Source organism: Symbiopectobacterium purcellii, assembly GCF_019797845.1.
GTDB lineage: Bacteria > Pseudomonadota > Gammaproteobacteria > Enterobacterales > Enterobacteriaceae > Symbiopectobacterium > Symbiopectobacterium purcellii.
Genome location: NZ_CP081864.1, coordinates 1,087,888 through 1,112,360, shown reverse-complemented (window position 1 = coordinate 1,112,360; position 24,473 = coordinate 1,087,888). Strand labels below are relative to the sequence as shown.

Below are 24,473 nucleotides of genomic sequence, written 5' to 3'. Positions count from 1 at the left end.
ATGCCCCGGCGCGATGCACTCACACTCGCATTACATAGCCTCACGCTGATCGCCTTTATGGCAGCCTCCAGCGTGCCGACGCCGCTCTATCGGTTGTACCAACACGATTGGGGATTTTCCGCGACGCTGCTCACTGTCATCTTCGCCGCCTATGCTTTTGCCCTACTGTGCGCCCTGCTGATCGCTGGCCGACTTTCTGACCACGTGGGGCGACGTCCGGTGATTGCGGTGGCGTTACTGCTTAACATCGCCGCCATGCTCTGTTTTCTCTTTGCATCGCATCCTTATGGGTTTGTCGCGGCGCGCATCGTGCAAGGCTTTGCGACCGGGCTTGCAACCGCTGCGGTGGGTGCCGCTCTGCTGGATGTGCATCCCGAACGCGGATCGTTGGTCAACAGCATTGCGCCACTGACCGGGATGGCCGCCGGTGCGATGTTGAGCTGCGCCCTACTGGCGTATCAACTGGCGCCGCTCCACAGCGGCTATCTGCTGCTGCTCGGCATCTTTGTGCTGCTGTTGGCAGGACTGGCATGTACGCCGGAAACCGGCCTGCGCCGCAACGGAGCCTGGGCCAGCCTGCGACCCAGCGTTGCCATACCACCACAGGCCAGAACGGCATTCTGGCGTGTGATGCCGGGCAACGTTGCGGTGTGGATGGTGGGCGGCTTCTATCTCTCGCTGATGCCCTCGTTATTGGCGCAAAATACGCCAACGGTTTCCCCCTGGCTCAGCGGAATATCCGTTGCAGCCCTGACACTAAGTGGTGCCGTGGCGATTCTGCTGGCACGGCGCACTGCCGCGACACCAACACTGCGCGCGGGCGCACTCTGCCTGATCGTCGGCATGACGCTGATGCTGTTCGCGGTCCATCGCGCCAGCACCGGCTGGCTGCTAGCAGGGGCATGTATTACCGGGCTGGGGTTTGGCATGGCATTCCTCGGCGCGTTACGCAGCGTACTTCCGTTGGCAAAGCCGCACGAACGCGCGGGCCTCACTGCCGTGTTCTATATCGAAAGCTATTTGGCCAACAGCGTGCCCGCGATCATCGCAGGCTATCTGACGCAACATTTAGGGTTGATCGACACCACCTATGTATACGGTAGCGTGATCATTACGCTGGCGACGTTGGCCATCGTGCTAACAGTCATCCCACGGTTAACCAAAAAGAAATAAAATTAACAAAATCATAATACTAAACAATCTGACAGCATAAGATATAAAGAATTCGTCTTGCGATTTATCCCTGTAAAGCGAATGGTTATGGTCTACCTCTTTTGCGGAGAATACCATGACCACATTATCCATATTCCAACTGCCGCACACGACACAGCCCGCAGAGCAACTGGCCGCCTTTGGCGATATCGCCGAGCTGCTGGCAGGTGCCGGAATCCAGCTCGAACGCTGAGAGATTGGCTCGCTGCCCGCAACGGTGGACAGCGACAGCCTGCTCAGTCATTTTCAGCAAAATATCGAGCGCCTTAAACAGCAAGAGGGTTACACCGCCGCCGATGTGATTCGCATTACGCCCGATCACCCCGACAAACAGGCGCTGCGTGAAAAGTTTTTACAAGAACATACTCACAGCGAAGATGAGGTACGTTTTTTTGTCACGGGTAGCGGCACGTTCTTCGTTCCACTGGGCGATAAGGTGTTCCGTTTAACCTGCGAAGCGGGTGACCTGCTGCGTGTTCCGGCCAACACCCGACACTGGTTTGACTGCGGTGCACAGCCAGACTTCACCGCCATCCGTATTTTCACCAATCCGACAGGATGGGTGGGGCATTTCACCGGTCAGAAAACCTTCTATTAGCCCACACCGAACCATCGCACTCACCAATAACGACCTTCTCCTGTAACGCCACCCACAACCCAGCGTGGCGTTTTTTGATAGCAAACATCAGCCATTTACCCTATTGCTAGCAACACCCCTTACGGCGAATCTGAAATAACGCAACGAGCACCGCATCGTTTGGGCAATGTTTAAAATTCACGCACGCTCTCTATACTGTCCCCGGATTTTTTCAAGCGGATTTAACATGATGAAATGTACTATCGCGGGCACCGGTTACGTCGGGTTGTCGAACGCCGTGCTATTGGCCCAGCATAATCAGGTGGTGGCTATCGACGTTGTCGAACACAGGGTGGAACTTTTGAACCAGAACCTGTCGCCGATCGTTGATAAAGATATCGATCATTACCTCAAAGAAAAACCGCTCAATCTGGTGGCAACAACGGATAAACAGGTGGCCTATCAGGATGCGGATATCGTGATTATCGCCACGCCGACCAACTACGATCCCATCACCAATGCGTTCGATACCCAGTCGATTGAATCCGTGGTGCAGGATGTGTTGTCCATCAATCCCGATGCGCTTATCGTCATAAAATCAACGGTTCCCGTGGGATACACCCAGCAACTGCGGCGCACCTTTGCCACGGATAACATTATTTTTTCCCCCGAATTTCTGCGCGAGGGAAAAGCACTCCATGACAATCTCTACCCATCACGCATTGTCATTGGGGAACGCTCGCCGCGCGCACAACGTTTTGCCGCCTTGCTGCTGCAAGGGGCCATCAAGAAAACGGCCCCCGTGCTCTACACCGATGCCACGGAGGCGGAGGCCATTAAGCTGTTTGCCAATACCTATCTCGCCATACGCGTCGCCTATTTTAACGAGCTCGATAGCTATGCACAGATGCATACGCTGGATAGCAAACAGATTATTGAGGGGGTCGGGTTAGATCCGCGTATCGGCTCGCATTACAACAACCCGTCATTTGGCTATGGGGGCTACTGTTTACCCAAAGACACCAAGCAGTTGTTAGCCAACTATGCCAGCGTCCCTAACCGGCTGATTTGTGCCATCGTCGAGGCAAATCGCACGCGTAAAGATTTCATTGCCGATGACATTCTCAAGCATAATCCCAGCGTGGTAGGGGTTTATCGTCTGGTGATGAAAACCGGCTCCGATAACTACCGCGCGTCGGCAATTCAAGGCATCATGAAACGGCTCAAAGCCAAAGGTATTGGCGTGGTGGTCTATGAACCCGTGCTGACGGAAGCGACATTCTTCCGTTCTCCGGTGATAAACGATCTGGCAACGTTCAAACACAAGGCAGATTTGATCATCTCAAACCGCATGGCACCGGAGTTGGAGGATGTCGCGGATAAAGTCTATACCCGCGACCTGTTTGGTTTGGATTAGACCGATTGACCAGCCTGATGCACACGGCGGCGACGCGCATAATACCGGCCCCACAGCAGGCCCAGCGTGGCCGCAATCAGCGAGCCCAACAGCACCCCTAGCTTGGCCGCACCCAACAGTTGCGGATCGTCGAAGGCCAGCATGGCGATAAAGATCGACATGGTAAAACCGATACCGGCGAGCAGCCCTATCAAAAACACACCGCGCCAGGACACGTCTGCCGGTAGCTGGCACCCGCCAAAGCGTACCATGAGCCAGCTAACACTGACCACGCCCAGCAACTTACCGGCGACCAGTGCCAGTGTAACCCCCATCATCACGCCCAGTGGCCCCGCGCCCGACAGATCAATGCCATTCACGCTCACTCCCGCGTTCGCCAAGGCAAACAGCGGCATCACGCCATACGCCACCCAGGGGTGCAGCGCCCTCTGCACGCGGGTGACAGGCGGCAGCACTTCACGCTGAGCATCGCGTAACTGCTTAAGCGGTGCAGCCAACTGCTCCACAGCGCGTGTATCCTGCTTGTGCATCAGATCGCGCACAATGTGAGAAACACGCTCCAAGGGGCGCTCTTTCATCACCCGCACGGAGGCTACCGGGGTGATAAGCCCCAAAACGACGCCCGCTAATGTCGGATGCGCTCCCGTGAGCAAAAAGCCCAACCAGACGATGATGCCGGGAATGACATAGGCCCACGCCGATCCAATACCCATCTTCTGTAGCCCAAACACCAGTAATACGCCCACCAGTACGGGGATCACGCCGTGGTACTCAAGCCCACCGGAGTAGAAGAACGCGATAATCAAGACGGCGATAATGTCATCGATAATGGCTAGCGCCAGCAAAAACACCCGCACATTGCCGGGAATGCCTTTCCCCAACAATGCCAGCACACCGACGGCAAACGCGATATCCGTTGCCGTCGGCACCGCCCAGCCTTGTTGCTGCAACGGCGCGCTGTTCACGCTCAGATAAATCAGCGCGGGTACTATCACGCCGCCCACGGCGGCAGCGATCGGAAGCATAGCTTGCCGCAGGCTGCTCAGCGCACCTTCGTGAATTTCACGACGGATCTCCATGCCGACCACTAAGAAGAACAGGGTCATAAAGGCGTCGTTGATCCAGAAATGCAGTGAATGCGCGATTTCCGTGGTGCCAATGCTAAAAGAGATCGGTAGATGCCACAGCGCATGGTAGCTTTCCGCCCACGGCGAATTGGCCCAAACCAATGCAGCAGCAGCAGCCACAAGCAGCATAATGCCGCTTACCGCTTCAATATGGAGAAAACGTTCAAGGGTGGCGAAAGCGCGTTCCGCCAAACGCTGAGCACGAGGAATGCCCTGCGGGGACAGGTGTCGATTCATGGTTGTTATCACTCCGCGTGGCGGCCCGACCAACGCACAAACCTGTCTCACCACAACATGTGGCTAACACCCGTCACCTTTTTACCGACAATGTTGGATGAGTTCAAGTATTTTACATTGATTTACAGGCTATTTATTAAGAAGATTCCACCATTTCCGGCACCGGTGACAGGGGAAGTTGAACCGTAAAACAGGCTCCCCCTTCTGGCCGATTTGCTGCACTGATCTCCCCGTGATGAAGCATCACGATTGCACGACAAATCGCTAATCCCATCCCGACGCCCGGAATGGAGGACTCCTCATTGCCCCGAGTGAATTTCTCAAAAATATGCTGTTCGCTGCCCGAGGTGATTCCGGGGCCATCGTCCCATACCTCGATCCTGATTTTCCCCTGCAACGTACGAGCACGAATGCCTATCGCCCGCGTTCTACCCGCGTATTTCAATGCGTTTTCCAGCAAGTTCGCGAATACCCGTTCCAGCAGGGCACCATCAGCCTGAAGCAACACCATCTCCTGCGGTAGATCCAATTGCACCGCTTCGGCGGGCAAAAGCGCTTCAAGGGATTTCAGCGCGCCGCCAATCACCTCATCCAGCGCGACCCAATCGGTTTGCAGGCGGAAGCCTTCTCCTTCAATACGAGCCATATCCAGCATGTTGTTCACCAGGCGAATGGTACTCAGCGTTTGCAGGCGAAGGGCACCGGCTTGCGGCGCGTGCGGCGATCCTTCCGTAGAAAGATCGAGCAGCAGGATCTCCGCCTGACCAAACAGCACCGTCAACGGTGTGCGCAGATCGTGAGACAGCGCAGCCAGCAAGGAATTACGCAGCTCTTCCCGCTCCGCCACCAGACGTGAATGCTGTTCACGCCGCGTCAGTGCCAGACGCAGCAGCGCACCGGAAATCAGCATGACAAAGGTATCCAGCAGCCGCTGCTGTTCAGGTATTAACAGGTGGCGCAGGTTGCTTGGCTCAATAATCAGCAACCCTAATGTGTCCTCGGAAGAGAGTAACGGCAGCACTTTATAAGGCACGCCGGGCAGCGTATCCGTTCCTGCGCCCGCCACATGCCCTTTCTCAAAGCTCCATTTAATGATGGCAGGATCGGGAATGGTATGCAGCAAGCGTTCAGTTGGCGCGTTCAGCTTTCCCTGCGCGTCTGGTAGCCAGATTTCACAGCGGGCAAACAGTGCGCTGCCCATTACACGCTGGCAAACCGGCGCAATGTCATTCGGGGCTCGCACCCGGCTCAGCCCGTCGGCCATTTCGTACAGGTAGCGCGCGCGCTGCTCCCGATGTCGGGCAACCCGCGCCTGATAGCGCACGCCCGCCGTCAGGTTACCGGTGATCGCGCCCACGGTTAGCATTACCGCAAAGGTCACCAGATACTGCGCATCGCTGACGGCAAAAGTGCCTTCCGGCGCGACAAAAAACAGATCGAACGCCACGATATTGAGTATTGCCGCCACCACCGAAGGCAAACGGCCAAAGCCAATGGCAATCAGCACCACGCCCAATAAATAGACCATCACCAGATTGATCGGCGAAAAGTCGGGCAAAATCCACTTGCTCACCAGCGTAATCAACGCGCACAGCGCGGTTGCCGCCAGACAGCCGCGCGCTTTCTGACGCAGCTTATCCGGGCTGAGGTGCGTGTCTATGCGCGGTGCCGTATGCACGTCTGGCGCATCATCCAGGGCGACAATCATCAAGTCGAGATCCGGCCCAAGGCGGCTTAGCCGTCGCGCAAAGCGATTTGGCAGCGCCCAACGCTGCTGCGGCGGCCTTCCCACAATGATCTTGCCGAGGTTATGCTCACGCGCGTAACGCAGTACTGCTTTCGCTTCATCGGGCTCCGACAAGGTGGCGGTAACGGCCCCCAATTTTTGTGCCAGTTGCAAGGTACGCAGAATTCCACGTCGCCGCGCTTCGCCCTGCCGATGCAGTGTGGGCGTCTCCACCGTTACTGCATGCCATTCGCTGCCGAGTTTGGCGGCCAGCCGGGCAGCGATGCGCACCAGCTTTTCGCTGCCGGTGTTAGCGCCAATGCACAGTAGGATCGCATCACGGGTGTGCCAGACGCGTTCCTCTCGCCCGCTGGCATCACGCCAGGCGCGCATCTGATCGTCAACGCGATCCGCCGTGCGACGTAGCGCCAGTTCGCGCAGCGCAAACAGATTACCTTTGCGGAAAAAATTCTCGATGGCGCGCTCTGCACGATCGCCCACGTACACCTTGCCCTCTTTCAACCGTTGCCTCAGATCGTCCGGAGGTAAATCCACCAGCACCACTTCAGTCGCCGAGTCAAAAAAAGGATCGGGGACGGTTTCTTGCACCCGAATCCCCGTGACGCCGCTGACCACATCATTGAGGCTTTCCAGATGCTGCACGTTCACCGTAGTCAGCACATCAATGCCGGCATCCAACAGTTCATCGATGTCTTGCCAACGCTTGGGATGGCGCGAACCCGGCGCGTTGGAATGCGCCAGTTCATCCATCAGAATCACGGCAGGATGCCGCGCCAGGGCGGCATCCAGATCGAACTCCAGATGACGATGTCGTCCCGTTGCGCGTCGGGCAAGGGTTTCCAACCCTTCCAGCAGCGCGGCGGTCTCCTGTCGGCCATGCGTTTCCACCACTCCCACCAGCACATCCAACCCCTGCGCGCGCAATCGTCGCGCTTCTTGCAGCATGGCCCAGGTTTTCCCGACGCCTGCGCAGGCCCCAAAGTAGATTTTCAGTTTGCCGCGCCCTTCGCGGTCAGACTGAGCCAGCAGCGCATCCGGATCGGGACGCAGGGGTTCTTCCGTCATCACAATACCTTTCAAGTCATCCTCTGTTGAGAATAGCGAAGCCTCACGGTTTCGGCACGGCATCCAGCTCCATGTTTAACGCCAGTACATTCACCACCGGTTCTCCAATAAAGGGCAACAGCGGACGGCGCGTGTTCTCCAGCACCAACTGACGCAACGTTGCTTCGGGTAGGTGGCGCGCTTGTGCCACACGCGGAATTTGCCACGCCGCCGCGGCCGGAGAAATGTGCGGATCCAACCCGCTGGCGGAGGCCGTCACCAGTTCCACCGGAACGAAAGCATTGGCCTGAGGGTTCGCCTTACGCCACGCGGCAACGCGCTGCGTTATGGCTTCATCCAATGCCGGATTGCTGGGTGCCAGATTACTGCCAGAGGAGGCCAACGCATTATAGGGTGCGTCAGCCGTTGCCGAGGGCCGTCCCTGAAAATAATCCGGGCGGGTAAAAGACTGACCGATCAGGGCCGAACCGCGCACCTTGCCTTCCGGCATCACCAGCGAGCCGTTAGCTTGCGCAGGAAACCACCACTGTGCCAACCCGGTTGTCAGCAACGGATAGCCGGCCCCGACAATCAGTGTCAGCAGGATAAAAAGCGAAATTGCAGGACGTAACAGGTTCATTGATATTCTCCTTAAACCCAACCCAGCGCGGTCAGTATCAGGTCAATCGCTTTGATACCCATAAAAGGCACCGCCAGCCCCCCGACGCCATAAATCCACAGGTTGCGGCGCAACAGCGCGGCCGCGGGCATCGGGCGGTAGCTCACCCCTTTCAATGCCAGTGGAATCAGCAGCACGATAATCAAGGCATTAAAAATCACCGCTGACAAAATAGCCGAGGCTGGGGAATGCAGCCCCATCACGTTAAGGGCATTCAGCGATGGATAGGTCACCGCAAAGGCGGCGGGGATAATGGCAAAGTATTTAGCGACATCGTTGGCGATACTGAACGTGGTTAACGAACCGCGCGTCATCAGCATCTGCTTACCGATATGCACTACTTCGAGCAGCTTGGTCGGGTTGGAGTCAAGATCCACCATGTTGCCTGCTTCTTTCGCCGCTTGTGTACCAGAGTTCATCGCCACCGCCACATCCGCCTGCGCCAATGCGGGGGCGTCGTTGGTGCCATCCCCCGTCATCGCCACCATGCGCCCTTCTGCCTGATATTGACGAATCAGCGCCAGCTTGGCTTCGGGCGTGGCCTCCGACAAAAAATCATCGACCCCCGCTTCGGCAGCAATGGCGGCGGCGGTCAGAGGGTTATCACCCGTGACCATTACCGTCTTGATCCCCATGCGGCGCAGTTCAGCAAAGCGCTCTTTAATCCCACCTTTGACGATATCCTTGAGCGCCACCACACCCATGACGGTATTATCTTCCGCCACCACCAGCGGTGTGCCGCCTTTGCGCGCCACCGACTCTACCAGTGCGACCACATCCGCAGGGAACCGCCCCCCGTTGCTTTCAACGTGCCGACGAATCGCGTCCGCCGCGCCTTTACGTAACATTTTTTGCCCGACATTGACGCCACTCATGCGGGTTTGCGCCGAAAAAGGGATAAAGGTAGCGTTCAGACTCTGCAAATCACGCTCGCGCAGATTGAATTTTTGCTTAGCCAACACCACGATACTGCGCCCTTCCGGCGTTTCATCGGCCAGTGAGGCCAGTTGCGCCGCGTTTGCCAGCGCGGATTCACTGATGCCGCTGGCGGGCAGGAAGGCGCTGGCCTGGCGGTTACCCAACGTGATGGTGCCGGTTTTATCCAGCAGCAGCACATCCACATCGCCAGCAGCTTCCACCGCGCGTCCACTGGTGGCGATCACATTTGCCCCCAGCATACGGCTCATGCCCGCAATACCAATTGCTGAGAGCAAGGCGCCAATGGTGGTAGGAATCAAACAGACCAACAGCGCAACCAGTAGCGTAATGCTGACAGGTGCACCGCCCCAGGCAGAAAACGGATACAGCGTTACCGTCGCCAACAGAAACACAATCGTGAGTGAAATCAGCAGGATGGTTAGTGCCACTTCATTCGGCGTTTTACGCCGTTTAGCGCCTTCCACCATGGCGATCATACGATCCAGAAAGGTTTCACCGGGATTGACGCTGCACCGAATCACCAACCAGTCAGAGAGAATGCGCGTGCCGCCGGTGACTGAGGCGAAATCACCGCCGGCCTCGCGAATCACTGGCGCAGACTCACCGGTAATCGCGCTTTCATCCACGGAAGCGCCCCCGGCCAGCACTTCGCCATCACACGGGATAATGTCACCCGCATCCACCCGCACATAATCGCCTTTGCGCACGCTGTCTGCGGCAACTTTTTGCTGGGCAGACTCCGGTTCAGGGCCAGACAGCTTTTTCGCCCAATTGGTGCGCGTAATGCCTTTTAAACTCTCAGCCTGCGCCTTACTACGCCCTTCCGCCAGCGCTTCGGCAACATTTGCAAACAGCACGGTGAACCACAGCCACAGGCTAATGGCGGCTGTGAAACCCAGTTGTCCCTCACTCCACCCCAGCGCCATGCCCACGGCCAGCAACGTGGTGAGAATGCTGCCCAGATACACCACAAACATCACCGGGTTACGGTATTGCACGCGGGGGCTAAGTTTGGTCAATGATTCAACCAGCGCAGCACGCCACAGTGTGCCGCGTTGTGAAGACGCGATTTGATGTGTCATAGAATTCTCCGGCGATTAGCGCGCCAGTAACTGCAAATGTTCGATAACAGGCCCCAGCGCCAGCGCAGGGATAAACGTCAGTGCGCCAATCAGCAACACGGTGCCAATAATCAGCGCGACAAACAGTGCGCCGTGCGTCGGCAAGGTGCCAGGGCTGGCAGGCTGGATCTTGCGTGCTGCCAATGAACCGGCAATGGCCAGCAGCGGAATAAAAGGGGCAAAGCGTCCAATCAACATCGCCGCGCCCAGCAGCAGGTTCCAGAACGGCGTATTGGCCGACAGCCCGGCAAAGGCGCTGCCGTTGTTGTTGGCCGCAGAAGAGAGCGCATAGAGCACCTCGCTAAAACCGTGCGGCCCCGGGTTGAAGATTCCAGCGCGCCCGGCATCGGTCATCATCGCCAGCGCCGTACCCAACAGCACCAGTGATGGGGTGATCAGGATATAAATCGCCGCCATCTTCATTTCCGGTACACCGATTTTCTTTCCCAGATATTCCGGCGTGCGGCCAATCATTAACCCGGCAATAAACACCGCCAGCAGCACGTTCATCAGCATGCCGTACAGCCCCGAGCCAACACCGCCAAACACCACTTCCCCCAGTTGCATCAACCACAGAGGAATCATCCCCCCCAGCGCGGTAAAGGAGTCATGCATGGCGTTGACCGCACCGCACGATGCCGCCGTGGTGATCACGGCAAACAGGCTGGCGTTAAGAATACCGAAGCGGCTCTCTTTCCCTTCCCAATTCATTGCGCTGTCAGCGCCAAGCAGCGTCAAATTCGGGTTACCCTTCACCTCCGCCATCATCACCAGCACCGCCGCCACAACAAACATCAGCGTCATGGCCCACAGCAGGGTTCGTCCCTGCGCCCGGCTGCGCACCGTTTCGCCGAAGGTGAAACACAGCGCGGCAGGAATGAGAAAAATCGCCAGCATTTGTACAAAATTAGTCAACGCGGTGGGGTTTTCGAACGGGTGAGCGGAGTTGGCATTGAAAAAACCACCGCCGTTAGTGCCGAGCATTTTGATCGCTTCCTGCGACGCCACTGGCCCCATCGGCAACGTCTGCTGTGCGCCTTCAAGCGTGGTGAGCGTCAGGTACGGATTAACATTCTGAATCACCCCCTGACTGACCAGAAACAGCGCCATCAGCAGTGACAGTGGCAACAACACAAACAGCGTAATGCGCGTCAGATCGCGCCAGACGTTGCCAAGTGCGTCAGTGCTCTGACGGGAAAAGCCACGCATCAGCGCAAACAGCACCGCGATCCCGGTGGCAGCCGATAAGAAATTCTGTACCGCAAGCCCCACCATCTGGCTGAAATAGCTCAGGGTGGATTCTCCGGCGTAGGATTGCCAGTTAGTGTTACTGACAAAGCTGATGGCGGTGTTCAGCGCCAAATGCCAGGACAAGCCGGGCAACTGCTGGGGGTTATAGGGCAAGCTCCCCTGCGCCATCAACAGTACCACCAGAAAAAACAGCCCAAGGGTGTTAAACAGCAGAATGGCGCACAGATACTGACGCCAGTTCATCTCGCTGTCTGACACGCCACACACGCGCCAAACGCCCTGTTCGAACGCCGCCACGCCGGGTAAAGCACGATCGAGCACCATGCCCGTCATCAACCGACCTAACGGCTGGGCCAGCACCAATAATACGGCCAGAAAGCTGGCCAGAAGTAAAAACGCATTGGCCGCCATCAGAATTCCTCCGCCCGGAACAGGGCGTAAAACAGATAGCCCAATAATAGAAATACCAGCACGATGCCGGTCATCAGTCCCACATTCACGGTTTATCTCCCCGCGTTTATTGAATGTGGTTCGAGTGTAAGAATCAGGGCGTAAAAATGTCGTTAATATCGCAGGCGGGGGTGTAAAAAAGGTATAAAAATGCCGAGGGCATAACCAGCTCAATCAGCATCGATGAGCCGGCCGGGTTAACACGAAGGGGTCACAGCAGGCCTTGCAGCGCAGGGGCCGTCATACTGGCATCAAACGGAATGATGTCTGCGTTGGCCAGCCCCAGTTTCTGAAACGGATCCTGACTAAGGCGCGCCTGCAACTGTTCGAGGCTGTCACTTTTCGCCAGAATGATGCCGCCAGTGCGCGGAATGCGGCGGCCGGAAGCGAGAAAAATACCGTCGGCATAGCCCTGTTTTAACCATTAAACATGGGCAGGAATCTGTTGATCAATCGCTTCAAGCGGCTGCACATAGGTCAGTACCACCACATAAACCACACTCATTGTAAATTCCATGTATTACGTAAGGGATAACACAAGGCTACTCCTCGACAGGAGAGGGATGAAGCGATTTTTTGATAAAGAATCAGGGTATATGCCACTCTCTGTGGGCTAATAGCGCGAAGGCCAAATCTCTTCTGGCCGTTTGCTCAATGCCTTGGCAATCAGCCGCTCGCCTTTGGGCCAGCGTCGCACCAACGCATTTGCCAGTGTTGATGACGCCAATCCCGCTTCTCGGGAAAGCGCTGACAGCGTCGTGCCACGCTTTTTCAAACCCGCTACGATATCTGCCGGGTGCCAGTCCTTACCGTCCATTACCATCCCCCGCTGTTATTACGTGCAAATGTTCAGCATATCTAAACAACGGCGATATTAAGTAATGCTAAACACTAAGTCAATATCGATTATCGATGGTGCCATGATGCTACCTGCTCGCCTTAAATCCGCCCGCCTGCATGCCAAGTTGACTCAGGAAAAACTGGGAGTGCTCGCAGGCATCGAAGAAGCGACCGCGCGATCGCGTGTCTCACAGTATGAAAGCGGCACCTATCGCCCCACATTTGAGATGATGTGCGCCTTCGCCCGCGTACTCGGCGTACCGGAAAGCTATTTTTATACCGTCGATGATGACTTCGCAGAACGCATTTTGCAGTTGTATGAAAGTGACCGCATACAGCAAGCAAAGAATGCATAGGACCGCGTAAAAAAAACGCGCTAAACAAGGGAAGGAACCCCAGTGCAATTACCTGACAGGGATGCGTTTTCAGATTTTTTTGCTGCTGAGAATGATGAATGGGCCTGCGCCAGGCGTCATGCATTTTTCAACGACCATGAAGAGAGCGCGCAAACAGCGTCCTCACGAGATGACTATCAGTCAACTTTTATGAGCGTCTACGGCATCCATATCGACTGGCGGGAGGGGATTTTCAGCCTGCTGGAGGGGATCTCGCTCGGCCTGGAAGACCCGGTGTTTTCTACTGAATTTGACTACGACAGCGACGTTGAAACCGCTACGGCCAACGTTGCTGGCGTTCAGCACGTTTTTCATCACTATTCGCTGGGATCAGAGGAGTATGATGCGGAGCAGGCGCGCATTGAACATCTACTACTTACCCGCGGATATGCCTTGCGCGTGCATACCGAAAGCCAGATGAGCGACACGCTGTCTTTTTTGTTGATGCCCGTCAGCGCATGGCAATACGTTGAGCAGCAGTTCGGTACTGAATCAGTATCGAAATACTTCGTCCCGTATGCCAGTCAGTGCGCTGCGCCAGACAGTGAGCCCCCCGCCCCGACGCCCCCCCTTAATGCATCACCACGTCCCGTGCCGTTCGAAATACGCCTCGCCCTCATCGGTTTTTGGTGTGGGTTTACGGTACTCGTCGGGTTCCTTCTTTATGTCCTGTGGGGGATATTAACGAGAACGGAACCGCTGCCCCCACCTCAGCCTAAAGGCTGTGAAAACGTGGAAAAAATACACGCACGCTTACGCCCAGAAGTGGCAGAACCGCTCAAAGCACAAATGCGTAAAAGTTTAGGGTGTGAAGCTGTGGAGAGTGAGCTGCATCGATAATCACATTATGCCAGTGGAGAGCTCATGTCAGGATTGCAGGCAAAAAAAAAGACCTTTCGGTCTATTTTTTAATACGTTGCAGAATCATTGAGTATTCCACACATCGCATTTTGGAGCGGGAAACGAGAAAGGCATTTCTCGCCCAATCGGCTGATTCAACAAGGGTTTTCGGTACACCTTGTTGGTTGACTGGCTATATTGTGTACTAGGTTGGGGATGTTGGCAAGTATGCAATATTCGAAACAAAGCATTCGCTAAAATGCCTACCAACGATTCAATCAGTAGGCATATAATTGTCATTATTTCAAAGCTAAGTTAATTGAATTAATTAGGGCAGAGCAATTTTCAATCTCATCTTTACTTAAATTTGTAGCACTATGGTCCCTTGACCATCTAAGGAATGACTTAGCCAATTTATACTTGGAAAAATCACTACCTATTTCTCTTTTAAAAACATCTACAATAGGCTGTTCTGAAGCATCTGAAGCTGCTTCAGATATATCCCAATTAAGATAATCTTTCGCAACATTAATGAGCGTGTTGCGTAAAAGATCTTCAATCTCAGCTTTTTCAACTTTTGGCTTTGTATAGTCAGATGTTCGTATAATTCTTTTAGCACCTAAACGGTGCACTAACACTTCCTGCTTCCTGCTTCGCTGCTTGATCACCTGCATTATCAGAATCCAGAAGCGCAGCTACTTTTAAATTATGGGAAACCAGAATTGTGGCAAAATAAACAACTTTACTAGCGGTATTTGCAGGAATTAAAGAAATTTTATCATTAAGATATGTCTTATTAGATTCTTTAAATAAATTCGATATAGCTTCAATATACCAATAATCAGTAAGTCCTTCCAGAATTAAATTTCTTTGATTTGAAAAAAGGCTTTGTGCGAGATCATAGCCAAGTGCTTCCTGCAAAGGTAATAAAGCTGCGGGATCGCTAGAAGATACAGTTGTATGGACTTTAGTACCAACTCGTCTATCAGTTAGCTCTACGACTCTTACTAAGTCCAGTTCATCAGGTCCCACCATAAATGGTGAGTGAGTTGAATATATTGTTTGATTCTCATTGGCCAGTAACGAAATAGTCTTTCTAAATTCTCGCTGTTTCAGCGCATGTAAGCTAACCCCTGGTTCATCTAATAATAATATCGTATTTTTATGTTTTCCTTTAGCCTCTGCAAAAAACACGATAAAAAATGAGACAAGCCATTGGAAGCCTTCTGAACGTTGGTCTAGCTCAACTTCAATGCCTATATCATCTTCAACAACAACCTTTAAATATTGTCCATCAGCCACAAGTTTTAATTTACTGGCTTCACTTTTACTCTCATTTGGATTCCAAACTTTTACTATGTGAGTAGTTAGTTCAACGCTAGCTGCGTTAAGTTCATAGCTTCGTTTGTCCAGCTTTTCACGATAAGTATCAAGATTATTTGTTGTATGACTTGGATCGGCCACCTTACCCAAGTCAGATAATTCTTCAGCGGAAAACCCTAGCAAGTTAAGTAAACATATATTTCCGTAATCATAGGAATCATCATCTAACGTATTTGATGCAATGCGCTTGGCAAGATTCCCAAGATGGATAATTGGTTTTACCCTAAAATAATTGCTATACAACACAAATATAGGTTTATTATTATCTAGATATTTCAAAAAATCCCCATATTCAATTATATAATTTATTTCATCACTTAATTTTCTCCAACGTTCACTTTCTTTTTCATTCTCTTCATCAACATGAACCAACTTACTATCAAGCCAAGTCTTCAAAGTTGACGCATCATTAGTTATTATTTTATTATCCGCCCAATCATTTATTAATTTTTCTAAACTTTTCTCATGCTCTTTAACGCCCTCCTGAGGGATATTCCGGTCAAGATGATAAACAAGCTTAAGAAGATCTATTTTAACATCAGAAAAAACAGGGCGATCAACTCCAATCAATTGATGACAAGCAGAGTTATCCAAACGACGTTCAAACTTATATAGAATTTCTTTTTCTGTTAATCTTTTTGGAGCTTTTTCTCTATCTTCATCATCCAGCTTAAATATAACAGACACCACATTAATATCTTTAGGCTCTATATCACCTCTACTTATTTTCGTATATTGAGACCTAGGATAATCTCTAAGTGGATTTAGTTTTTTTACATTCGGGGGAGGATTTATTTGTTGAAGTGCTTGCAGTATTGCCGTCTTCCCTGCTTCATTTGGACCAACTAAAATCGTTTTAAGTTGTTCAACTTCGAACTCTCCAGTATCAATGATACTTCTATAATTCTGTATTCTAGCTCTACTGAGTCTCATATTTTATCCTTACTAATACGATTGAATATTCATTGATTGATTGATGATATAGAATGAAAAACATATATTATACGGCCATATATAACCATTACGGCTAACTAATGTGCATAAAACAGCATTCGAAAAATATAATACCATATGGTTACTACATTTATGTTAAATCTATACCTATCTATAGTATAGAATGAAAAAATATATAATTCGATACTATATCTTCATAGGTGTATGATTTGCTGCAAAGAGTTCTATCTGTAATCATAGTCCTGAATAGGCTATTACTAAAAGCCCGTAAACACAAAACAAGCCAACCCGATAAAGAAAATAGCCTACCCTGTTTTCCCATAAACCCGTTCAACATACCGCCCTCGCCCATCCCCATGCCCTAAATCCATCGACACCAGCGCACTTGCTTCCCGGTTGCTGAAACCCTGCTGCCGATAATAACGCATTGCATCTTGTACCCACGCGTAACGCAAGCTGTGCGGGGAGTATTGCCCCTTTAGTCCAGCCAAGGCAGTTTGCGAGCGCCAGCGATTGATGGCGCTTTTCAGATCCGGTTTATCAATCAGTCGACCATTGCGAGTATAGGCCACCGCCAGCGCCTGACTCACTGTTTGCGTTACCGCTTCCCGATCCAGCACCCGCGTTTGCCGGGGCCGTCCACCTTTGGTGCCGAATACCACAGTCAATTGTTCATGGCCTCGCTCCAGCGCTGCGGCCCATGTCTGTAGCGACTGCGAACACTGCACCGCTTCCTGTGAGCGTAGGCCCATCATCCGTGCCAGTTGCAACGTCAGCGCAAGTCCGGCATCTTTCTGTTGCAGGATTGCCAGCGCCGCCCGATAGCGCTCCGGCGTAATCGCCTTTCGGGTGCCGTCCCGGCTGGCGCCGCTCAGCCCTAACGCCTTGTTGCTCAGCCGTTCCGCATCCGCCAGCTTGTTCCGTCCAGCGATACGCAACATCACCCGTACCGCTGCCATTTCATTATGCAGCGTGCGCAAAGTAATTCCCTGTTCTAAGCGCTCGGCGATATAGCATTCGATATGTTTCGCTTTCAGATGCTGCACCGTGCGTATCTGAATATTCAAAGACAGCAGGTGACTGGCAAGCCGCTCTGCAATTTTTAGTCGGTCATGCACCGTCTTATGGCTGCAGCCAGCCTGTCGGGCCAACGTCTGTATTTCCCGGCTTAAGCGTGACATATACTATCCCCCATCCTCAATAACCTCTGTTCTCCGGCGCACGGCGATTCACGACACGGTATCCCGTGCCGTGCTGAACAATACCTGCGCGCCGGAGCGGCAGCGGTTGAGGTATGACGGGGACATCGGTTATGCACTCGGTGCAGCCGCCTGCATCAGCAGGGTGATCCCCTCAGGCTGAAAGCCTGCCTCAGGTATCGGTTCAGTCCTCCTCTGATAAGTGAGTTGATGTAAATTGACGCAGGAAATGTGCGTCAGATGACAGGTCGTGCAGGAAAGCGCTGTGGCGTAAGGGCTGGCGCAGAGATCGTTCGTGGCGTCACTTGCAACGGCCTTCAGCCGTATGAAGTGACGCCGCTGCCTCATGGATGCATTCGCTGAGGCAGCAAAAGGCCGCGGACGGTTGCACCAGCTATCAAGGTTGTTACGCATCAATGCGTATGCGAAAGGCAGAACAAACGGGATGCAGCCCTAAGGCGTTGAGACAAGTTAGCTACCATCGCCGCAGCGATCACCCGCAAAAGGGTAGCGTGGCGGGTTGGGAATCGACCACACAGGCTTGGCCTGCGCGTTGCCCTAAAGGTCGTGGCAACATCGGAGTGCTGCTTGCAGCAGCGGTGTAACACTGACAATCTACTGCGCCAAAATCCGTATATCAAGCGGCTAACGCGCTGCGCTTGTTGGCTCCTTACTGGATTTCTATTCCATAGAAATCCAGTAAGGAGCGTCTAAATCCACTAACAGTATGAAAAAGATTTTGTAAATTTTCACCGGATAGGTTTTCAATCTACCTCCCTTTCTCCACCCTGCCCGCGCCCGATATCCTGATAACGTGAAGGCCAGATCTCTTCCGGCTGTTTTTTCAGTGCATCAGCAATTAAGCGCTCACCCTTCGGCCAGTGTCGCGTCAACGCATTCGCCAACGTGGACGAGGCCAGTCCCGCCTCTCTGGAAACCGCCGACAATGTTGTTCCCCGCTTTCTTAAACTCGCAATGATATCAGCAGGATGCCAGTCATTTTTACTCATCTCTCTAACTCCCTCGTATAACAAACACAATCAATTATCCCGTTTTGGGATAATTCAATAAATGATTGATATTCGATTTTGGGATATCGATCAAGGTTAGCGAGATGACATAAATTTATTCAGAAGAATATAAGTTAGTTACCAGAACGCTTCGCGAGGCTAGAATCAGTAAAGGTATCAGCCAGCAAAAACTGGCCGATATGTTAGGTCGACCACAATCATTTATCGCTAAAGTCGAGAGTGGTGAGCGCAAGCTAGATGTCGTGGAGTTTGCTTTGCTGGCGCATTTATTGTCTGTCGATCCAGCTCCGGTTCTGGAAAAAATCATCACTCAAAAAATGGCCAAATAAACAGAATCATTTAAGCGACAAATGCCAATATCCTTTTTTGGGATAAAGCTAACTATCATTGATAGTCAACCCGGTATTTCTACCGGGATTAACGACAATGGCTTCTATTTACTCCGATGAATATCAACGCGTTATCAAGGCGCTGCGCGAGGCGCGTATAGCGAAAGGGATCACACAGGAAAATTTGGCACGGGCACTGGATCGCCCTCAATCGTTTATCGCAAAGGTCGAGAACGGAGAACGTCGGTTAGATATTGTCGAGTTCATCCATCTTTCCCGTTTACTCTCTCTCGACCCGATTAACATCATCAACAAAATCCCAACGAAACATAAGCCACTCAGCGCAAAATAACCTCGCGCAACAACGGCGCTCCCTCAGCAGGCCATATCCGACTGTTCGCCGCCATGCCAAACGCGTCGATGCCCCGCGTCGCAGCGCTTTTCGTCACCGCTTCCCCACCTTCCCACCGATCCAAGCGGTCGGCCCATTCCTGCATCATCATCCGCCGCTGTTCGACGTAAGACGCATGGTTATAAGCGGCGCGGATCTTGTTGGGATCGGCGTGCGATAGCTGCACCTCGATCCACTCTTTCGGATAGCCGAGTTCGTTTAACGCCGTCGAGATCGTCGCCCGAATACCGTGACCGGTTAGTCGATCCGCATAACCCATACGTTTCAGCGCGCTATTAAGCGTATTTTCGCTGATGCGCTTTTGCAGGTTGTTGCAATTGGGAAGCAGGTAGCGTTGCGCCGGTCGTCGCTTCTGCAACGTTAAAAGCGCTTTCACGATGTCGATGGCCTGTCGCGGCAGCGGCACCACATAAGCCGGCACGCTGTTACCTTCCCGGCGCATCCTGACCTGCAACTGCTTGACCGACGCGGGCGGAATAATCCACAACCCACGCTTAAGATCGAACTGGTCAGGTTCAGCAAGACGCAACTCTCCAGTACGCACGCCCGTCAACAGCAGCAGCCGTAACCCCTGTTTGGTCGTCTCCTGCCCGCCGTAGTCGCGCAGCGTGCACAGAAACGCAGGCAGTTCATCCATGCGTAAAAAGGGATTGTGCGTCACCGGCGGTCGAGGCGCGGCCACGATATCCAGATCGCTGGCCGGATTGTAATGCACGCCCTTTTCCACTTTAGCGTAGCGGAATAACTGATTCAGCCAGGTGCGCACCTTTTCAGCAGTGGTAAACGCCTTGTGGCGTTCTATCCGACGCAGAACCGCCAGAATATACGATGGCTCCACGTCGAAAATCGACAGACCGCCCAGCGACGGCAACACATCCTTAGCGAAAATGCGATCGATCTGCGACAGAGTGCTTTGCCGTCCGCTCTCCAGACTCAGCGCCTTGAAGTCGCGCCACTGGCGGAACACCGCGTCAAAGGTACTCTGCGCCGCAGTGTTGGACTGCTGGCGGTAATTGCGCGGATCGATGCCCCCGGCCAACTGCATGCGCAATTCATCACGCTGCTGGCGCGCCTGTTTAAGGGAAAATTCAGGATAAGAGCCTAAGGAAATTCGCTGCTGTTTGCCCTGCAACGAAAAACGGAAGTGCCATTTCTTCGCGCCGTTTGCGGTCACGAACAGCGACAGCCCGTCGCTATCGTTCAGGGTATAGGCTTTGCCGGTAGTGCGGGCCTGCCGGGCGACGGCATCGGTTAACGCCATAGGGGTTGCCTCCTTCAAGGTTGAAGAGAGGTGTACCGCGCACAGGAAAGCGACTCAGCAAACAATCCGCATCCGTAACGCACCCGATTTTCGTGTACTAATTTGTGTACTACTTCGGCGTGGTTGACGGTGGTTTTCAGTGGATTTAGCTGGATGCTCAACAGAGCGATTAGCTTGTTAAATCAGGGAGCTACAGATCGTAGTGAACGTCTATAGAACAAGAATTGGAGCGGGAAACGAGACTCGAACTCGCGACCCCGACCTTGGCAAGGTCGTGCTCTACCAACTGAGCTATTCCCGCTTAGGAAGTGTATTTCAACCAACGGTAACACATTGAATACATTAAAATTATTCAACACTTCGTGTTAGCGGTGAGCATTATGTACCAATCATTTCAGGCTGGCAAGCCCTTTTCAGTGAAAATGCGCGCAAGTGGTCATTCCCTGCGCGCTGGTGCTCAATACTTTGCGAACTCAGTACTCGCGCGAAAAATCAACCTCGCCGCGCAACGCCGCCCCCTGAGAGTAACGTTGCAAGTTATCCAAGAACAGATCAGCCATCAGCGCGGGCACCATTGGACCGGCAATATGCGGCGTCAAGGTCAGTTGAGGCGTGAGCCAAAAAGGGTGTTCCGGCGGCAGCGGCTCCTGACGAAAAACATCCAGCACCGCTCTCGCCAGTTTTCCTTCACGTAACGCCGCCACCAGATCGTCATCCACCACAGACGTGCCGCGCCCCACGTTGATAAATACCGTGGCGGGCTTCATGCAGGCAAACAAATCTGCGTTATACAGATTCGGCGTATCCGGCAGCAGGTTCACTACATAGTCGGCCTGCGCCACGTCGTGCGCCAGCGCGTCAATTCCCGACACGCGTGCAAAACCGGGCAACGCCCGCGGTGTATTAACGATCCCATGTAGCGTTACTCCAAATGACCGCAACATGGCGGCCACCTCGGCGCCAATATCGCCCGCACCAACGATCAATAAGGTTTTGCCCGTCAACAGCCCGGACAGTTGGCGATCCCATTCCTGACGTTGCTGCTGTGCCTGCAATGCGAATAAACGCTGCTCGTGCGCCAACAGATGCGCCAGGATATATTGTGCAATCGGTTGGCCAAACACCCCTACGGCGCGACTCAAACGGTAATCTTGCGGGAGACCCGCTGCAAGCAGCGGCTTGAAACCAGCCCAGGTAGATTGCAGCCATGCCGGGCGATGCCCAGCAGCCAGCAACGAAACCGCCCGGTCCGGCTCACCAAGCCAAATATCACAGCGCGCGACGGCGTCTTCTCCGTCATCAGGAAGGCAATAGGCCAACCCCGATGCTTTCGTGCTTAACAGCGCACGCAGTTCCTCTGCCCGAGATTCCAATAAAAGAATCGCCCCCATGTCTCCCCCTCGCGTTATCAACGGTAGCCGTAAAAAAACCACAACTACCCTACTCGTAGCGAGAAGCCTGTGGCAACCCCTTCAGCATGCAGGACCGTTTTCTAACAGGCGTCACTCTTCTTCTTCTTGTGACTCGCCAATGTGGTTCACCATGTCCAGCAACATGGTGGTGACGTGGTGATCCGCCACGGTATAAAAAATCTGCCGTGATCGGCGCTCCCGCTTCACCAAACGCGCGCCGCGTAGCAGACGTAAATGATGGCTCACCAGTGACGGTGAAAGCGCCAGGTTTTGCGCAATATCACCGACAGCATGTGGCCCCGTCAGGCAGAAATGCAAAATGCGCAAACGGGTAGGATCGCCCATCAGACGAAACGTTTCTGACAGGATGGTAGTTTCATGCAGAGAAAGCATGGCATGACGACTCAATGTGCGTGCCCTCGCGTAACAGATATGTCCGTATCATGATGAGAATGATCGTCATGATGTTGATGTATTTCCTTCAAAGGTGACAGGCTGCACCTACAGGCCGCCTCATCTTCATCACCCCAGTCAATGGCAACCGTTGCGTGTTCTACGTGAAAACGGTCATAAAGCTCACGCTCTACCTGCCGAACCACCTGACGCACGTCCGCCCCCTCGTTGGCGCGTACATGCAATGTGGCCAGGGTGCGCCCCGACGTGATCATCCACACATGCACATGGTGGATGTCTGCCACTCCCGCTACGCTGCCTTTAAGGTAGCGTTCAATCTCTTGCGGCATGGCATTGGCGGGTGCCCCTTCCAAGAGTATGTGCAGCGATTTTTTCAATAACGCCAACGCGCTGCGCAAAATCAGCACAGACACCACCAGCGACAGAGTAGGATCGATGGGAGTCCAGCCGGTAAAATAGACCACAATAGCCGCCGCGATAGCACCGATGGAACCGAGCAGATCGCCCATCACATGCAGTGCTGCGCCTTTGATATTGACATGCTCGCTGTCGCCGCGCGTCAATATCCAGAACACCACAATATTCACCAGCAGCCCGATCGCCGCCACAACCAGCATCGGCCCCGCCAACACCTCGTGCGGCTGGCGAAAACGCAACCACGCCTCGTAGGCTATCCAGATGACAATAGCAAACAGCGTCAGCGCATTGATAAACCCGGCAATGACTTCGAAACGCAAATAGCCAAAAGTGCGCTTGGTGTCAGCATGACGACGGCCAAAACGAAAGGCGGCATAGGACAACGCCAGCGCCGCGGCATCCGTCAGCATATGTCCCGCATCCGCCAGCAGCGCCAACGAACCGGAGAGCACACCGCCCACGACTTCTACCAACATAAAGGTAAAAGTAATCACAAAGGCGATCAGGACCTTACGCTCATTCGATCGCGTTACCGTCGGCGCATGGTCGTGAGCATGATCGTGGTGAGAATGGGACATCGTACCTCTCCTGCCTTTAGATAATTTAATATATTAATAGCTATTAATATATTAAAATTCAAGTAATGCAAACAGGTTACCGGCCGCAATGATCACCGTACTCAACCGCGCTGTTCTCATGCCGGGCAGGCATCAAGATCTCATTTCAAGGCGTGTAGCTGTTGATGGATCTCCGCCAACACGCCGTTGGCGCGCTGATACTCTGCCCGTTTTTTACTAGCAACGTCGTCGAGACTTTTGCGTGCAATACTCAGCGGCAACTGACACACGCCATCGGGTCGCAATTGCCCCCCGACGGAGAGCCAAAAGCTTTCATAATCGGCATGAAAACTGGTTTTCTTTTTACGCCAGTAGCGCCAATTCTGATAAACATGGGTATGATTTCCCACAGCTATCATGCGCTCAATCCCTAACAATTCGCCCAGTACACAGGCCGTTTCCAGCACCAGCCGTTTAGGGAACAATCCATGGCAGTCACGCGTCACCTGCGAGATGCGCGCCTTCTGCTGTTGCAAGTGCCGCGTCGGCCCTTGTAATCCGCCGATAAATAACGCGCTTTGTCCTTCGAACTGCACTACGGTCATGGTCATTCGCGCCAGCGGCATCCCCTCAGAACAGAACTGAAGCGTTATCTCTCCCTCTTTATCCAGTGAGGAGTGGGACCCCAATAGCAACGCATAAGCCGCACCACTTTTGCCCTGAAAATTGGCGATCGGTATACCGCCAGGTGTCAACATCAGGCGACGTAACCTTGGATTGGCACAAGCCACGGCATCATAGTGATAACAAAGTGCAGCCAAGGCGTCGCGCGCAGAAAAATGGCTGGAGAGGTACGGCCGTTGAAGTTTATCGGGCAGCGCCATTTGGGCATACAACATCTGCGCCCGCTGCGGGTGACTGGCAATATAGTGCAGCCAGTTCAGCGTCAAAACAGGGTGAAGGAGCGAGCGCGCCAGAAATTTAAGACGGTAGGCGGGCTTTAGCCAAACGCTCTTCTCATCAGGGTGAATATCCCCGCGCAGCAGATGGCTCAGTAACTGCCAGCGGCTCATCGGGGATGATATTTCATCAAAGGTTGCAAGTGCCATAAGAGATAACAATATTGATTCGGAAACAGACCCCTATCTCTATCAGCCGTTGACTAAACCGTTATGCAATCATCTTTCAGGAAGCAACCCAACCCCAGCTTTGTTTATTATTGGTTTAT

At 53.2% G+C, this 24,473-nt stretch carries 23 protein-coding genes, 1 tRNA gene and 1 pseudogene; 7 read left to right on the top strand and 18 right to left on the bottom strand.

Features of this window, described 5'->3' with window-relative positions; all coding sequences use genetic code 11:
- The 3 genes from K6K13_RS05255 (at position 1) to K6K13_RS05245 (ending at position 3,206) form a co-directional block, all read left to right on the top strand.
- Entirely contained in the window at positions 1–1,173 is a 1,173-nt protein-coding gene (locus tag K6K13_RS05255) for an MFS transporter (RefSeq protein WP_222159834.1), read from the top strand.
- A gap of 256 nt (positions 1,174–1,429) precedes the next feature.
- Positions 1,430–1,810 carry a 1,2-dihydroxy-3-keto-5-methylthiopentene dioxygenase gene (locus K6K13_RS05250; RefSeq protein WP_252120428.1) on the top strand — a complete coding sequence of 127 codons (381 nt, stop codon included), beginning with the start codon at positions 1,430–1,432 and terminating at the stop codon, positions 1,808–1,810.
- Between the two features lie 229 nt (positions 1,811–2,039).
- The gene (locus K6K13_RS05245; RefSeq protein ID WP_222160973.1) at positions 2,040–3,206 is read left to right on the top strand and encodes a nucleotide sugar dehydrogenase; all 1,167 of its coding nucleotides are present in this window, start codon (positions 2,040–2,042) and stop codon (positions 3,204–3,206) included.
- On the opposite strand, the gene nhaA is transcribed toward K6K13_RS05245, so the two are convergent.
- The 8 genes and pseudogenes from nhaA to K6K13_RS05205 all read right to left on the bottom strand — a co-directional run bounded on the left by nhaA (position 3,203) and on the right by K6K13_RS05205 (position 12,618).
- On the bottom strand, positions 3,203–4,570 hold the full coding sequence (nhaA, locus tag K6K13_RS05240) for a Na+/H+ antiporter NhaA (RefSeq protein WP_222159833.1): 1,368 nt from the start codon (positions 4,568–4,570) through the stop codon (positions 3,203–3,205). The two genes, K6K13_RS05245 and nhaA, sit on opposite strands and share 4 nt — an antisense overlap.
- Before the next feature lie 136 nt (positions 4,571–4,706).
- Entirely contained in the window at positions 4,707–7,382 is a 2,676-nt protein-coding gene (gene kdpD / locus K6K13_RS05235) for a two-component system sensor histidine kinase KdpD (RefSeq protein ID WP_222159832.1), read from the bottom strand.
- A 43-nt stretch (positions 7,383–7,425) separates the two neighbouring features.
- Positions 7,426–8,001, bottom strand: coding sequence for a potassium-transporting ATPase subunit KdpC (gene kdpC, locus K6K13_RS05230; RefSeq protein ID WP_222159831.1), 576 nt, complete (start codon positions 7,999–8,001; stop codon positions 7,426–7,428).
- A gap of 11 nt (positions 8,002–8,012) precedes the next feature.
- On the bottom strand, positions 8,013–10,061 hold the full coding sequence (gene kdpB / locus K6K13_RS05225) for a potassium-transporting ATPase subunit KdpB (RefSeq protein ID WP_222159830.1): 2,049 nt from the start codon (positions 10,059–10,061) through the stop codon (positions 8,013–8,015).
- 15 nt (positions 10,062–10,076) lie between these two features.
- Positions 10,077–11,762, bottom strand: coding sequence for a potassium-transporting ATPase subunit KdpA (gene kdpA / locus K6K13_RS05220; protein WP_222159829.1), 1,686 nt, complete (start codon positions 11,760–11,762; stop codon positions 10,077–10,079).
- Entirely contained in the window at positions 11,762–11,851 is a 90-nt protein-coding gene (kdpF, locus tag K6K13_RS05215; protein ID WP_196907966.1) for a K(+)-transporting ATPase subunit F, read from the bottom strand. Before kdpF ends, kdpA begins: the two co-directional genes overlap by 1 nt.
- A 161-nt stretch (positions 11,852–12,012) precedes the next feature.
- Positions 12,013–12,306 (bottom strand): annotated as a pseudogene (locus K6K13_RS05210) (YciI family protein).
- 108 nt (positions 12,307–12,414) lie between these two features.
- The gene (locus K6K13_RS05205; RefSeq protein ID WP_222159828.1) at positions 12,415–12,618 is read right to left on the bottom strand and encodes a helix-turn-helix domain-containing protein; all 204 of its coding nucleotides are present in this window, start codon (positions 12,616–12,618) and stop codon (positions 12,415–12,417) included.
- Between the two features lie 106 nt (positions 12,619–12,724).
- Between K6K13_RS05205 and K6K13_RS05200 the strand changes: the two genes are divergently transcribed.
- Positions 12,725–12,997, top strand: coding sequence for a helix-turn-helix domain-containing protein (locus tag K6K13_RS05200; protein WP_222160972.1), 273 nt, complete (start codon positions 12,725–12,727; stop codon positions 12,995–12,997).
- Between the two features lie 42 nt (positions 12,998–13,039).
- Positions 13,040–13,876, top strand: a complete 837-nt coding sequence (locus K6K13_RS05195; RefSeq protein ID WP_222159827.1) for a hypothetical protein — start codon at positions 13,040–13,042, stop codon at positions 13,874–13,876.
- Between the two features lie 299 nt (positions 13,877–14,175).
- Here the strand turns inward: K6K13_RS05195 and K6K13_RS05190 are convergent, their stop codons facing one another.
- From K6K13_RS05190 to K6K13_RS05175, 4 genes are all read right to left on the bottom strand, one after another.
- Positions 14,176–14,508 (bottom strand): hypothetical protein, encoded by a 333-nt coding sequence (locus K6K13_RS05190; protein WP_222159826.1) that lies wholly within the window; start codon positions 14,506–14,508, stop codon positions 14,176–14,178.
- Positions 14,489–16,192: an AAA family ATPase gene (locus K6K13_RS05185; protein WP_222159825.1), complete on the bottom strand. Its 1,704-nt coding sequence runs from the start codon at positions 16,190–16,192 to the stop codon at positions 14,489–14,491. The genes K6K13_RS05190 and K6K13_RS05185 overlap by 20 nt, the downstream gene beginning before the upstream one ends.
- 326 nt (positions 16,193–16,518) lie before the next feature.
- On the bottom strand, positions 16,519–17,394 hold the full coding sequence (locus tag K6K13_RS05180) for an integrase domain-containing protein (RefSeq protein ID WP_222159824.1): 876 nt from the start codon (positions 17,392–17,394) through the stop codon (positions 16,519–16,521).
- A 782-nt stretch (positions 17,395–18,176) separates the two neighbouring features.
- Positions 18,177–18,422 carry a helix-turn-helix domain-containing protein gene (locus K6K13_RS05175; protein WP_130640756.1) on the bottom strand — a complete coding sequence of 82 codons (246 nt, stop codon included), beginning with the start codon at positions 18,420–18,422 and terminating at the stop codon, positions 18,177–18,179.
- Positions 18,423–18,535: 113 nt separating this feature from the next.
- Between K6K13_RS05175 and K6K13_RS05170 the strand changes: the two genes are divergently transcribed.
- Positions 18,536–18,772 (top strand): helix-turn-helix domain-containing protein, encoded by a 237-nt coding sequence (locus tag K6K13_RS05170; RefSeq protein ID WP_252120493.1) that lies wholly within the window; start codon positions 18,536–18,538, stop codon positions 18,770–18,772.
- 97 nt (positions 18,773–18,869) lie between these two features.
- Positions 18,870–19,124: a helix-turn-helix domain-containing protein gene (locus K6K13_RS05165; RefSeq protein ID WP_222159823.1), complete on the top strand. Its 255-nt coding sequence runs from the start codon at positions 18,870–18,872 to the stop codon at positions 19,122–19,124.
- Here K6K13_RS05165 and K6K13_RS05160 read toward each other — a convergent pair.
- From K6K13_RS05160 to K6K13_RS05135, 6 genes are all read right to left on the bottom strand, one after another.
- Entirely contained in the window at positions 19,111–20,445 is a 1,335-nt protein-coding gene (locus K6K13_RS05160) for a tyrosine-type recombinase/integrase (RefSeq protein ID WP_222159822.1), read from the bottom strand. The genes K6K13_RS05165 and K6K13_RS05160 overlap by 14 nt on opposite strands.
- Positions 20,446–20,670: 225 nt before the next feature.
- Positions 20,671–20,746, bottom strand: a tRNA-Gly gene (locus K6K13_RS05155).
- A 172-nt stretch (positions 20,747–20,918) separates the two neighbouring features.
- Entirely contained in the window at positions 20,919–21,836 is a 918-nt protein-coding gene (locus K6K13_RS05150) for a D-2-hydroxyacid dehydrogenase (RefSeq protein ID WP_222159821.1), read from the bottom strand.
- A gap of 111 nt (positions 21,837–21,947) precedes the next feature.
- Positions 21,948–22,265 (bottom strand): ArsR/SmtB family transcription factor, encoded by a 318-nt coding sequence (locus K6K13_RS05145; RefSeq protein WP_434064593.1) that lies wholly within the window; start codon positions 22,263–22,265, stop codon positions 21,948–21,950.
- On the bottom strand, positions 22,262–23,266 hold the full coding sequence (locus K6K13_RS05140) for a cation diffusion facilitator family transporter (RefSeq protein ID WP_222159820.1): 1,005 nt from the start codon (positions 23,264–23,266) through the stop codon (positions 22,262–22,264). The genes K6K13_RS05145 and K6K13_RS05140 overlap by 4 nt, the downstream gene beginning before the upstream one ends.
- A 140-nt stretch (positions 23,267–23,406) precedes the next feature.
- Positions 23,407–24,354, bottom strand: a complete 948-nt coding sequence (locus tag K6K13_RS05135; protein WP_222159819.1) for a VirK/YbjX family protein — start codon at positions 24,352–24,354, stop codon at positions 23,407–23,409.
- Between the last annotated feature and the right edge of the window lie 119 nt (positions 24,355–24,473).

What these genes read in the sequence shown, in the direction of transcription:
- K6K13_RS05255 (WP_222159834.1), top strand. Translation starts at nt 1, where the DNA reads ATGCCCCGGCGCGATGCACTCACACTCGCATTACATAGCCTCACGCTG.
- K6K13_RS05245 (WP_222160973.1), top strand. Translation starts at nt 2,040, where the DNA reads ATGAAATGTACTATCGCGGGCACCGGTTACGTCGGGTTGTCGAACGCC.
- nhaA (WP_222159833.1), bottom strand. Translation starts at nt 4,570, where the DNA reads ATGAATCGACACCTGTCCCCGCAGGGCATTCCTCGTGCTCAGCGTTTG.
- kdpD (WP_222159832.1), bottom strand. Translation starts at nt 7,382, where the DNA reads ATGACGGAAGAACCCCTGCGTCCCGATCCGGATGCGCTGCTGGCTCAG.
- kdpC (WP_222159831.1), bottom strand. Translation starts at nt 8,001, where the DNA reads ATGAACCTGTTACGTCCTGCAATTTCGCTTTTTATCCTGCTGACACTG.
- kdpB (WP_222159830.1), bottom strand. Translation starts at nt 10,061, where the DNA reads ATGACACATCAAATCGCGTCTTCACAACGCGGCACACTGTGGCGTGCT.
- kdpA (WP_222159829.1), bottom strand. Translation starts at nt 11,762, where the DNA reads ATGGCGGCCAATGCGTTTTTACTTCTGGCCAGCTTTCTGGCCGTATTA.
- K6K13_RS05205 (WP_222159828.1), bottom strand. Translation starts at nt 12,618, where the DNA reads ATGGACGGTAAGGACTGGCACCCGGCAGATATCGTAGCGGGTTTGAAA.
- K6K13_RS05200 (WP_222160972.1), top strand. Translation starts at nt 12,725, where the DNA reads ATGCTACCTGCTCGCCTTAAATCCGCCCGCCTGCATGCCAAGTTGACT.
- K6K13_RS05185 (WP_222159825.1), bottom strand. Translation starts at nt 16,192, where the DNA reads ATGAGACTCAGTAGAGCTAGAATACAGAATTATAGAAGTATCATTGAT.
- K6K13_RS05180 (WP_222159824.1), bottom strand. Translation starts at nt 17,394, where the DNA reads ATGTCACGCTTAAGCCGGGAAATACAGACGTTGGCCCGACAGGCTGGC.
- K6K13_RS05175 (WP_130640756.1), bottom strand. Translation starts at nt 18,422, where the DNA reads ATGAGTAAAAATGACTGGCATCCTGCTGATATCATTGCGAGTTTAAGA.
- K6K13_RS05165 (WP_222159823.1), top strand. Translation starts at nt 18,870, where the DNA reads ATGGCTTCTATTTACTCCGATGAATATCAACGCGTTATCAAGGCGCTG.
- K6K13_RS05160 (WP_222159822.1), bottom strand. Translation starts at nt 20,445, where the DNA reads ATGGCGTTAACCGATGCCGTCGCCCGGCAGGCCCGCACTACCGGCAAA.
- K6K13_RS05150 (WP_222159821.1), bottom strand. Translation starts at nt 21,836, where the DNA reads ATGGGGGCGATTCTTTTATTGGAATCTCGGGCAGAGGAACTGCGTGCG.
- K6K13_RS05140 (WP_222159820.1), bottom strand. Translation starts at nt 23,266, where the DNA reads ATGTCCCATTCTCACCACGATCATGCTCACGACCATGCGCCGACGGTA.
- K6K13_RS05135 (WP_222159819.1), bottom strand. Translation starts at nt 24,354, where the DNA reads ATGGCACTTGCAACCTTTGATGAAATATCATCCCCGATGAGCCGCTGG.